Origin of the sequence: Macrococcus brunensis (assembly GCF_022343725.1) — a bacterium.
Lineage (GTDB): Bacteria > Bacillota > Bacilli > Staphylococcales > Staphylococcaceae > Macrococcus > Macrococcus brunensis.
The window spans coordinates 274,075-285,678 of the sequence record NZ_CP092179.1 but is presented as its reverse complement, the minus strand read 5'-3'; the positions used below and the strand labels follow the sequence as shown (position 1 = coordinate 285,678).

The following is an 11,604-nucleotide window of genomic DNA, read 5'->3' as shown; positions in this document are numbered from 1 at the left end:
ATCAATAATTTAAATATAGAATAACATCTATATTTATTTTCGTCTATGTTAAAGTATACTAGATATTAAACTTCATCATTTACTTTTATCATCTAATCACTAAATTTATCATTCATTCAATTATCATGTATACTGAAGAGAAGAATGATGCAGAAAACATATGAAAATACATCATTCTGAATTTAAAACTATGAATCATAAAGGAGCTTATTATGAAATTACAACTTGCACTTGATTTAGTAGATATTAGCGGTGCTATCGACACCGTCAAACAAGTAGAGCAGCATATCGATATCGTCGAAATCGGTACTCCTGTCGTTATTAATGAAGGTTTGAGAGCAGTCAAAGAAGTGAAAGCAGCTTTCCCTCATTTAACCGTGCTTGCAGATCTTAAAATCATGGACGCTGCAGGTTATGAAGTCGGTCAGGCAGCTGCTGCCGGTGCAGATATTATCACGATTCTAGGTGTAGCTGAAGATGAATCAATCAAAGGCGCTGTAGAAGAAGCTAAAAAACAAGGTAAAGAAATCCTGGTTGATATGATTGCAGTCAAAGACATTGAAACACGCGCGAAAGAACTGGACGCTCTTGGAGTAGATTATATCTGTGTGCATACAGGTTATGACCTGCAGGCAGTCGGCAAAAACTCATTCGAAGACCTTGCGACTATCAAACGTGTTGTGAAAAATACTAAGACTGCTGTTGCAGGCGGTATCAAACTTGAGACATTGCCAGAAGTCATTGAACAGCATCCTGACCTCGTCATCGTCGGTGGCGGCATCACAGGCGCAGATGACATGGCAGCTACTGCACGTGAAATGCATGACCTCGTGCAAAAAGGATAATCACGATGCAGACAACGGAGTATCTGACAACAGTTATCCAGGAACTGCAAGGGATGATTCCGCAGATCGCAGAAAATGATGCAGAACAACTTGTTCACTCAATCTCAGACACCAGCAAAGTATTCGTAGCAGGCGCAGGCAGATCCGGCCTGATGGGTAAAGCCTTGGTCATGCGCATGATGCATATGGGTATTGATGCTTATATCATCGGTGAAACTGTGACTGCCAATCTCGAGAAAGATGATTTGCTTATTATCGGCTCTGGTTCTGGTGAGACTGAGACATTAGTCGCTATCGCAAACAAAGCCAGACGTCTCGGCGGCAAAGTAGCGGTTATCACAACTAAGCCTGACTCTACACTCGGTCAGCTGGCAGATTTGACAATTCAGTTGCCAGGCGTCGCTAAGGACCAGACCGCAGACGCTCAGCAGACGATTCAGCCGATGGGTTCCCTCTTTGAACAGACATTACTACTTTTCTTCGATGCAGTCATCCTTCGTTACATGGAACTGAACCATCTCGATTCAGCTAAAATGTACGGTAAACACGCTAATCTTGAATAACGAAAAAGACCGATTCATTCAATCATGAATCGGTCTTTTTATCTTCAGTTTACAGTTATTCTTTCTCAGCATAAATGAAGTCTGGTCGACTTAATGCATCTGTTTTAACGTTTTTAACATTTTCTTTGATCAATGTATTGGAATAGCCAAAGTTCACTGGCAGGATAGGGAGTTCATCCATGAGAATATCTTCTGCCTGGTGCAGTAATGCAAGACGTTTTTGATCATCTGCTGTTTTCAGTGACTGATCAAGCAATGCATCAAATTCTTTGTTTTTCCAGTTAGTGAAGTTACTTGAACTGTTTGATGCATATAATGCAAGGACCGGGTATGGATCAAGGAAGTCGCCGCCCCAGCCCATACGAGCCAGCTGGAAGTTCTTCTGCTTAAATGTATCGATATACGTTTTCCATTCTTGCCCCTCAATGCTGACATCAATACCAAGATTCTGTTTCAGCATTTCCTGGATCACTTCTGCTGATTTTTTGTTGATGCCTTCACTGTTTGTTTTCAGCGTCAGTTTAGGTAAAGCTGTTAATCCTTCTTCTTTCAGTCCTTCTTTTAACAATTGTTTTGCTTTTGCAGGATTATATTCATAATACTTCTTGCCTTCTTCTCTGAAGTCTTTGCCGTCTGCATCTTTAACTCCGTATGAGACATAACCGTAGGCCGGTTTCTGTCCGCCTTTCAAGACATTTTCAACAAACGACTGACGGTCAATCGCATAGCTTAATGCCTGACGGATTTTTTTATTGTCTACTGGCTTTTTGTTGACGTTGAATGAATAAGTGCCGACTGAGAAATTCTCATAGCTGACTAATTCCTTGCTGTCTTTAACACTTTTCAGAATATCAGCTGGAACACCTGCCAGAAGATCTAACTGACCACTTTTATAAAGTTGATATTCTGTATTCGGATCCGCGACCATACGGAAGTTGACGCCGCTTAGTTTCACTTTATCTTTATCGTAGTACTGGTCATTTTTTTCGATATCGAGTGAATCATTATGTTTCCAGTTTTTCAGTTTAAATGGTCCATTAGAGACAAGTGTTTCTGGTTTTGATGCCCAGTCTTTTCCTTTAGATACCGCTTCTTTTTCGACTGGATACGCTGCTGCCCCTGTCAGAACTTTAGGGAAGAAACTGATTGGGTTCTTCAGTTCAACTTGTAATTTGTGGTCATCAATGGTCTTGATACCCACGTCTTTAAGTTTTCCTTTGCCTGTGTTATAAGCTTCTGCGCCTTTAATGAAGTAGAATGTTGAAGGACTGTACGCTGCTGTTTTCGGATTCAGCACACGTTCCCAAGCATATTCAAAGTCTTTTGCTGTCAGTTCTTTGCCGTCTGACCATTTCAGATTGTCTTTAATTGTGAATGTATAAGTCTTACCATCTTTAGAGACATCTGCTTTTTCAGCTAAATCAAGCTGAGGTTCACCATTTTTCCCTTTACGATATAAACCACTGTAAATACTGTCGATGACCCACCAGGATGTTGTATCAGATGCAAAGGCCGGATCCAGTGTGTAAGGTTCTCCGCCCAGATTAAGTTTTAATGTCTGTTCGACCTTCTTACCGCTTGAATCTGATTTCTTAGCTGATTTTGAATCTGCATTGCCACACCCTGCCAGTAAAATAACTGCTGCTGCTAAACCGATACCTAATTTTTTCATTTATACATTCCCCTTTAGTGTACAGCCACTAGATGGCTGTCTGATATTTGCTGATATGACTGAACCGCTCCGTAGTCCGGACGGTCTACTGATACTTCGTTTACACGACGGTCCTTCGGATGCTGCACTGGACTTGAATCCATCAACCGCTTCGTATAAGGATGTTTCGGATTGCTGAAGAGCTCTTCACTTTCTGCGATTTCCAGAATCGAACCATTATACATGACAATAATACGGTCGCTGATATAACGGACTACATTGAGATCATGGCCGATAAACAGATAAGTCAGCTCTTTTTCTCGCTGTAGTTTGCGAATCAGGTTGAGGACCTGCGCCTGTACCGAAACATCGAGGGCGGAGATGGGCTCATCTGCCACCAGAAACTCCGGCTCGACTGCAAGTGCTCTCGCTATACCGACCCGCTGCTTCTGGCCGCCCGACAGTTCGGAAGGGTAACGGTCCTTGAAGTAACTGGCTAACCCTACTTCATTCAGGCGTTCCTGGACAAAGGCATCTTGATCATCGACTTGAATACCGAATCCTCTGATTCCTTCTAAAATAATGTCATGTACTTTCATGCGAGGATTAAGAGATGAATCCGGATCCTGAAAAATCATCTGAACCTGACGTCTGAAGTTCTTCAGTTCTTTTTTGGACAGCGTCTCAATAGACTGTCCCTTAAAATGAATACTGCCGTGCTGATAAGGCTCAATTTTAGTCAGAAGTTTACCGAGCGTCGATTTACCGCTGCCGCTTTCACCGACGATACCTAACACTTCTCCTTCATTGATCGTAAAAGATATATTATGCAGAATCTGCACGGGTGGCCCTACTTTTTGCGGATAAAACTTATCCACCTGCTCAATCGTCATCAAACTCATTAAGCTCTCACCTCCTCAAGCCAGCAGTCTACTTGATGATCGCCCTTCTGCTTCGTTGCCGGATAATGGGAGATACAGATATTCATAGCATGCGGACAACGGTCGACAAACGGGCAACCCTGGGGTATTTCGTGGGCCATCGAGGGTCTCCCTTTGATCGAATATAAAGGCTGACTTCTATCTGTATCTTCTCTAATCAATGATGCCAGTAACCCTGCAGTATAGGGATGCTTCGGATGATTAAAAATAGCTTCCACAGACCCTTGTTCAACAATTCTGCCGCTATACATCACAGCCACTCGGTCTGCGATCTCAGCGACAACGCCTAAATCATGGGTGATCAGCAGTATGGCACTGCCTTTCTCTTCTTTCAGTTTCTGCAATAGTGACAGAATCTGTTTCTGTGTCGTGACGTCTAAAGCAGTAGTCGGCTCATCAGCAATGACCAGGTCAGGTGATAAAGCCAGCGCCATGGCAATGACAATACGCTGACGCATACCGCCGGACAGTTCATGCGGATACTGTTTCAGTCTTGCTTCCGGCAAAGTGATTTCCACACTTTTCAGCAGGCGTATGGCTTCTTCTCTTGCTGCTTTTTTGGAGTATTTCTTTTTGATGATGAATATTTCCATCAGCTGCTTACCTATCGTAAGTGTCGGATTCAGTGACGTCATCGGATCCTGAAAAATCATACCCAGCTGATGCCCTCTGATATTCAGCCAATCTTTATTCTTTGCCTTCTGCAGATCCTGGTCGTTGAACTGAATCTGCTCTGCATTCAGATTAAGATTCCCTGCCTGCATGCCTGCGACAGACTGTGTCGTGATACTTTTACCGCTGCCACTCTCACCGACAATGGCGAATACTTCTCCACGTTCAACATTGAAAGAGACCCCTTTAACAATAGAAGCTTTCTTCTTCGTGCTGACCTGAAGATTTTTTACTGTTAGTAATTCTGTCATATGAACCTCCTAGTCTACTTCAACTTGAAGTGTGTCCTGCAAACCGTCACCTATTGCATTGAAAGAAAACATGGTCAGGGCAATCAGTAAAGATGGAAATAATAAGCGCCACCATTCACCGCTTAAGATAACACCGAGTGCATCATTCGCCATCGTACCCCAGCTGGCAGCAGGTGCCTGTACACCAAGCCCCAGGAAGCTGAGGAAAGATTCAGCGAAGATAGCAGATGGAATCGTGAATGTGAGGTTGACGATGATGACCGCCATAATATTCGGAATGATGTGCTTCAGCAGAATACCGGCATGACTGGTGCCAAGAAGTTCAGCTGCAGTGACGAACTGCTGTTGTTTAACCTGCAGCACCTGTCCCCTTACAATTCGAGCCATGCTGACCCAGCCTGTCAGACTAAGTGCAATAATCATAGTAACTAGACCTGGTTTCATCAAGACAAGTAACAGAATTACCACAAGCAGATAAGGTACACCGTATAGAATCTCTACAATCCTCATCAGAAAACCATCGATTCTATCTCCCCATTTACCTCGACCTGCTGCATAACCTGAAATCGCTCCGACGACGATGCCGACGACGATATCAATGAGTGCTGCAATAATCCCGATGGATAAAGAGATACGAGCACCCAGCCAGATGCGAGTAAAGACATCTCGTCCTAAATCATCTGTACCGAACCAGTACTTACTGTCGGGAGCAAGGTTAGCTTCAAGCAGAGACTGCTTACTCCCTTCGTAACCCGAAATCATCGGCCCTATAATAGCCATCACAATAATACAAAATAGTACAATTATTCCTAAAATAGCCATCTTATGATTAAAAAAAGAAAGAAGCAGCTGTTTCCGTGTAGAAGCGCGCTTTAAAATATCTTCCTGCCTGTCATCTCTTTGTGTTAATTTCTCGAACGAAGTATCTGCGTAACTATTCAAATTTCTCACCACTCCTTAACGAAATTCTTGGATCAATCACCCGGTAACAGACATCCACTAAGAGCAATGTCAGGAGCAAAATAAAACTATAAAAAATCGTTGTTCCCATGATGACTGGATAGTCCCGGTTGAAGATACTTTCCACAAAATATTTACCAATACCTGGAATCGAGAAGACTTTTTCGATGACAAACGTTCCAGTCACGACTGAAGCAAATAATGGACCGAGGAACGTAATCACAGGGAGTAACGTATTCCGCAGTACATGCTGCGTGAGTATGTATGACATCGGTAATCCCTTAGCTTTCGCCGTGCGAATATAGTTGGAGTTCAGCACCTCAATCATATTGCTCCGAACGTAGCGGGTAATAATGGCGAGCGGTCCTACAGCAAGTGCAAGACTCGGTAAAACTGAATGCCACCATGAGTCAAAGTTGGCAATCGGCAGAAGCTGCCATTCCACGCCGAAATACTTGATCAACAGAGGTGCAAGAATAAAACTTGGAACCGAGATACCAATAATCGCAATGAATAAGGCAAGAAAATCCATGAAACGATGCTTATAAATCGCTGCGATAGTCCCTAGAATGATACCGCCAATCAGAGCAATGACAATAGACTGAATACCGAGAAGCGCAGAGGCACCAATCCCTTCACCAATGATGGTATTCACATCCCGGCTTTCTGACTGAATAGAAGGTCCGAGATCAAACATGGCGATATTCTTAAGATAAATAAAATACTGATTCAGAACCGGTTGATCCAGATGAAACTTCGCCTTCATATGGTTCAGCTGTTCTTCTGATAATGCTTTAGAGTCATTTGAAAATGGATCACCAGGAATGGAATGCATGATGATAAATGTAACTGTAACAATCAGCCACATCGTGATCATGATACTGGCAATCTTACGAACAATGACCAATGATAAACCCTCCTTCTGTATTTAACTCCACAAAAAAATCCCGTGGACAAGAACAAGTCCACAGGAATCTATACCATATAGTCTCGTCTCATCTTTACAACTTTCGTTGCAGGAATTGGCACAGTGTTCATCAAGAATCTGCTGCCGAGGTTTCGTAGGGCCTGTCCCTCCACCTCTCTGGATAAGAGTTAAAAATTTATTTAATTTATTGATTATTATCTTACTCCTAAAAAATTTTAAGTCAACAGAAAATTTTATTTTTTTGGATTTCTTTCAATACACAGAATAATTAGAAATTTTAGTTTAATTATCTATATTCACTTTGATGTAACTATATAAAACAGTTCATTATCTACTTAACTGCTATTTTAATTACGTGGAATAATTATGCATTTTTTCTCACGTAATATTTCTTACTTAATATCAATATTATTGAACAGACAAAGAAAGGTCAGCAGGCTATGCTGACCTTCAATACGGATTTCTCAACGGGTGATATTGAAGCGTTAAATTATGCACGTTCACTCACTTGCTGATTTTTCCTGAACAGTTCTACAGTCTGAACTAATACAGCCAGCGCTTCACGCACTTCTTCTTCGTTTCTTGTCTTCAGCCCACAATCAGGGTTCACCCAGAATAATGAGCGATCAATCTGCTGAAGTGCACGTTCTATCGCTGTCGCTATTTCTTTCTGTGTCGGAATTCTTGGACTGTGAATATCATAAACCCCCAGTCCTATTCCTAAACCATAAGTAATATCTTCGAAATCTTTAATCAAGTCACCATGACTTCTGGAAGTTTCAATGGAAATGACATCTGCATCGAGTGCTTTGATGGAATGGATGATCTGACCAAACTGCGAATAGCACATATGTGTATGAATCTGCGTTCTGTCATCAACTGATGATGTCGCGAGCTTGAAAGCATGGACCGCTTTTGCCAGATAGTCTTCATGATATTCTTTTCTAAGCGGCAGGCCTTCTCGCAGTGCAGGTTCATCCACCTGAATGACTTTGATGCCCGCTTGTTCAAGCGCTAATACTTCTTCATTAATGGCAAGCGCGATTTGATTCTGTACGACGTGTCGCGGCAGATCTGTCCGCTCAAATGACCAGTTCAGGATAGTGACAGGTCCAGTCAGCATTCCTTTGACCGGCTTATCTGTCAGACTCTGTGCATAGATTGTTTCTTTCAGCGTAAGAGGCTCTGTCCATTTGATATCGCCATAGATAATGGGCGGCTTAACTGCTCTTGAACCATAAGACTGAACCCAGCCATAACGTGTCACAAGGAAGCCTTCCAGCTTCTCGCCGAAGAATTCAACCATATCATTACGTTCAAATTCTCCATGCACCAGTACATCCAGCCCTAATTCTTCCTGGATTTCTATCCAGCGCTTAATTTCATGTTCAAGGAATGACTGATATTCCTCATCTGATATTCTTTTATTCTTCCAGTCTGCACGATACTTTCTTACTTCTTTTGACTGCGGGAATGAGCCTATGGTTGTAGTAGGTAGTTCCGGTAGCTGCAAGACGTCTTTCTGCAGGACTCTTCTAGTTTCGAAAGATGACTCACGGCTGACCCTTACCACATCATAATTGTACTCCAGTTTTTTGAAATCCTGATTCTGAAAGCGTGTGTATTGCTCTTTCAACTGTCCATAAAGCGTAGCATCCTGCTCATTAAATAATTGTTTCAGTGCATAGAGTTCATCAAGTTTCTCGACTGCAAAGCTTAATCCGTCAAGAACCACTCCATCAATTTCTTCTTTTTCAAGCGTCACTGGTACATGCAGCAGAGAGGAAGAAGGCTGAATAACGATGTCAGAAACATATTCCTGCAGGGTCTCAATTAAATTCTTCTTTGATTCGATGTCAGACGCCCAGACATTTCTGCCATCAATAATACCTGCATAGAGTACTTTGTCAGACGGGAACAAGCCCTCTTTTATTTGTTTCAGATTATAGCCGTTATCATGGACAAAATCCAGACCTAAACCGTAGACCGGCAGTTCTGCGACGAAAGAGAGATCAACACGTTCGAAGTAGGTCTGAAGCACCACTTTGCCATCTGATTCCTGGGCAAGGAATTCATAAGCTTCTTTTGTGATTGCTTTTAAATCTGATGCCTGATCGGTTACAAGAATCGGCTCATCTAATTGAATGTAATCTGCGCCTTTTGCCGAAAGCTGGTTGATGGCTTTTTTATATAATGGCAGCAGCGTTCTGACTTTGTCCTCCAATGACTGTTCTCCGCCTTTTGACAAAGCAACAAAAGTGATAGGCCCAGGAATAACAGAATGAAAATGACCTGTTTCGTTATAATACTGTTTTAAACGTTCCGTGTTCAGACGAGGTGTAACGTCATCCCATTCAGGTACGATATAATGATAGTTAGTATTGAACCATTTAATCAATGCACTGGCTACGTGTTCTTTATTCCCTCTCGCAATATCAAAAAGTAAGTCGTCATTCACTTTTCTATCCTGGAAACGTTTCGGAATAATATTAAATAACAGTGACGCATCCAGAATGTGATCATAACGTGAAAAATCACCCACTGGTACTGAATCAAGATGATGAAAGCGCTGAATATCAAGGTTTTCATGTTCAAGTTCATCTAATATCTGGTTCAGTTCTTCTGCCGCAATATGCCCTGCCCAGTAACTTTCAATCGCTTTTTTCCATTCGCGATTTTTACCCAGTCTTGGAAATCCTAAATTTGAAGTTTTAATTGTCATAATGCTACCCCCTATTTTTTTGTTAATCGCTGTGCATATTCTGCTAGCTCAACCGTCAGTTCATATTTAAGGAACGGCGTCACTAGATAGATACCATTAAAGTACTTAAGCGTTTCATCAATCAGCTCCTGACAGATTTCAAGTGATAATTCCTGTGTTTTTACTCTGTCATCTTCAACTAATCTAAAAGCCTCTATCAGTTCTTCAGACAATTTAATGCCTGGCACTTCATTGTGAAGAAAAAGTGCGTTTTTATAACTGGTGATTGGCATAATACCGATAAATATAGATGTATCCAGCTGACTGGCAGAATCATATATTTCCTTGATTTTATTCTTGTCATAGATAGGCTGGGTAATAAAATAATCCACACCTGCCTTCTGCTTTTTCTGTAGCCTCTGCACACTGGCAGGGAGCTTACTGACATTCGCATTAAATGCACCTGCTACTGTAAATGTGGTGCGTTTTCTAAGAGAAGAGCCATCCGCACTGATGCCTCTGTTGAACTGCCGGATGATTTCAGCGAGGCCATGTGAGTTGACATCAAATACCGAGGTAGCTCCCGGAAAATTTCCGACTTTAGAAGGATCACCTGTCACTGCAAGTACATCATTAATTCCTAAGGCAGCCAGCCCCATTAAACTGGACTGAAGACCAATGATATTTTTGTCTCTGCAGGCAATATGCACAAGCGGCCTGATCTTATAACGCTGCTTGATTATACTGGCAGCAGTGATATTACACATCCTGACACAAGCAAGCGAATTGTCTGCTAAAGTCACTGCATCGACCTGTGCTTTCTCTAACGCCTCTATCCCCCTGAAAAACTGTCCGGTATCCAGATGTTTAGGTGTATCCAGTTCTACAATAATTGTTGGACGCTGTTCCACCAGTTCCTTCAGACTCGGCTCTTTTTTCTGTATAACGCTCTCTGCTTCTCTATGAAATGGAATAACATTCTTTGAGGTAGCAGGCTTCAAGTCTGCTGTCGCATCTTTTATCCGCCTAATATGTGAAGGGGTGGTGCCACAGCATCCTCCAATCAGCCTGACTCCTTCCCGGACGAGTTCGCGTGTCACTTGAGAGAAATACACTGCATTATCTGAGTACTTCAGCATATTATCTTCAATATCGAGAAGACTCGCATTAGGATAACAGGACAGAAATGCATGTTCCGGCAGAGCAAGATGTTTATAAGTCTGATTCATATGATGAGGACCGTGATGACAGTTAAGTCCGATAATATCTGCACCCGTTGCTTCAAGGCGAATCAGCGCATCTTGTATGACAGTGCCATCTTTCAAGAAGCAAGTGTCCTGCGCTGTTAACTGCGCAATAATCGGAATCTTGAATGAGCGCGCATATTCAACGACTGCAAGTAATTCTTCAACATCATAATAAGTCTCAAAAAGAATAGCATCTACTCCTTCCTGGACCAGCGTATCTATCTGGAAGGAAGTATGATAAAGAATAGCGGATAGAGATAGTTCCAGTTTCTTAATGCCACGGAAGCCCCCCACAGTCCCCACAACAAAAGTATCAGGCCCTGCCGCTCTTTTCGCAATCGCTACAGCAGATTGATGAATCTCCTTTACGCGATGTTCAAGTCCATAAGCTTTCAGCTTCTCAAAATTTGCACCATACGTATTGGTCTGAATAACATCTGCACCCGCTTCCACATAAAGCCTGTGAATGGCCTCTACTTTATCAGGATGCGTAAGATTATAATGTTCCGGACAAGTATCCAGTCCTTCCGCATAAAGTAACGTCCCCATCGCGCCATCCCCTACTAATATCCTTTTTTTCAACGTGTTTAGAATGGTCATAGCATTCCTCCTTTACAGATTGTAAAAAATAAAATTGAATCACAGCAAACGAAAAAAGCCCCGTCCTTTAAATCCATGCTTAACAGGATTTAAAGGACGGGAGCTGCCGTGGTACCACCTTTATTCATCTATTCATCACTAAATAGACCTCTTCCAGTACGCTGTATCGAACATTAATACTGTATCGCTATAACGGGCGAACCCGTTGACATCTAAATATCGATGTCACCACTCAGAGGCCATTT

At 42.2% G+C, this 11,604-nt stretch carries 9 protein-coding genes, 1 riboswitch and 1 other annotated feature (1 of these 11 only partly in view); of the genes, 2 read left to right on the top strand and 7 right to left on the bottom strand.

From position 1 onward, the window contains the following. Window positions 1-212: 212 nt before the first annotated feature. Window positions 213-845 (top strand): 3-hexulose-6-phosphate synthase, encoded by a 633-nt coding sequence (gene hxlA / locus MGG13_RS01510; protein ID WP_133432475.1) that lies wholly within the window; start codon window positions 213-215, stop codon window positions 843-845. A gap of 5 nt (window positions 846-850) precedes the next feature. Beyond that, window positions 851-1,408 (top strand): 6-phospho-3-hexuloisomerase, encoded by a 558-nt coding sequence (gene hxlB / locus MGG13_RS01505; RefSeq protein ID WP_239035114.1) that lies wholly within the window; start codon window positions 851-853, stop codon window positions 1,406-1,408. Window positions 1,409-1,463: 55 nt separating this feature from the next. On the opposite strand, the gene MGG13_RS01500 is transcribed toward hxlB, so the two are convergent. From MGG13_RS01500 to MGG13_RS01470, 7 genes are all read right to left on the bottom strand, one after another. Continuing rightward, window positions 1,464-3,080, bottom strand: a complete 1,617-nt coding sequence (locus MGG13_RS01500) for a peptide ABC transporter substrate-binding protein (RefSeq protein ID WP_239035113.1) — start codon at window positions 3,078-3,080, stop codon at window positions 1,464-1,466. 14 nt (window positions 3,081-3,094) lie between these two features. After that, window positions 3,095-3,961, bottom strand: a complete 867-nt coding sequence (locus MGG13_RS01495) for an ATP-binding cassette domain-containing protein (RefSeq protein ID WP_239035112.1) — start codon at window positions 3,959-3,961, stop codon at window positions 3,095-3,097. Then, window positions 3,961-4,923 carry an ABC transporter ATP-binding protein gene (locus tag MGG13_RS01490; RefSeq protein ID WP_239035111.1) on the bottom strand — a complete coding sequence of 321 codons (963 nt, stop codon included), beginning with the start codon at window positions 4,921-4,923 and terminating at the stop codon, window positions 3,961-3,963. The genes MGG13_RS01495 and MGG13_RS01490 overlap by 1 nt, the downstream gene beginning before the upstream one ends. 9 nt (window positions 4,924-4,932) lie before the next feature. Continuing rightward, window positions 4,933-5,802, bottom strand: coding sequence for an ABC transporter permease (locus MGG13_RS01485; RefSeq protein WP_420827912.1), 870 nt, complete (start codon window positions 5,800-5,802; stop codon window positions 4,933-4,935). Between the two features lie 55 nt (window positions 5,803-5,857). Next, the gene (locus MGG13_RS01480) at window positions 5,858-6,790 is read right to left on the bottom strand and encodes an ABC transporter permease (RefSeq protein WP_133432481.1); all 933 of its coding nucleotides are present in this window, start codon (window positions 6,788-6,790) and stop codon (window positions 5,858-5,860) included. 85 nt (window positions 6,791-6,875) lie between these two features. After that, window positions 6,876-6,978: riboswitch (SAM riboswitch) on the bottom strand. Between the two features lie 323 nt (window positions 6,979-7,301). Continuing rightward, complete coding sequence (gene metE / locus MGG13_RS01475) at window positions 7,302-9,536, bottom strand: 5-methyltetrahydropteroyltriglutamate--homocysteine S-methyltransferase (RefSeq protein ID WP_239035650.1); 2,235 nt, start codon at window positions 9,534-9,536, stop codon at window positions 7,302-7,304. Between the two features lie 8 nt (window positions 9,537-9,544). Then, window positions 9,545-11,359 carry a bifunctional homocysteine S-methyltransferase/methylenetetrahydrofolate reductase gene (locus MGG13_RS01470; protein ID WP_239035109.1) on the bottom strand — a complete coding sequence of 605 codons (1,815 nt, stop codon included), beginning with the start codon at window positions 11,357-11,359 and terminating at the stop codon, window positions 9,545-9,547. Window positions 11,360-11,448: 89 nt separating this feature from the next. Then, window positions 11,449-11,604, bottom strand: a binding site (T-box leader) (it continues 88 nt past the right edge of the window).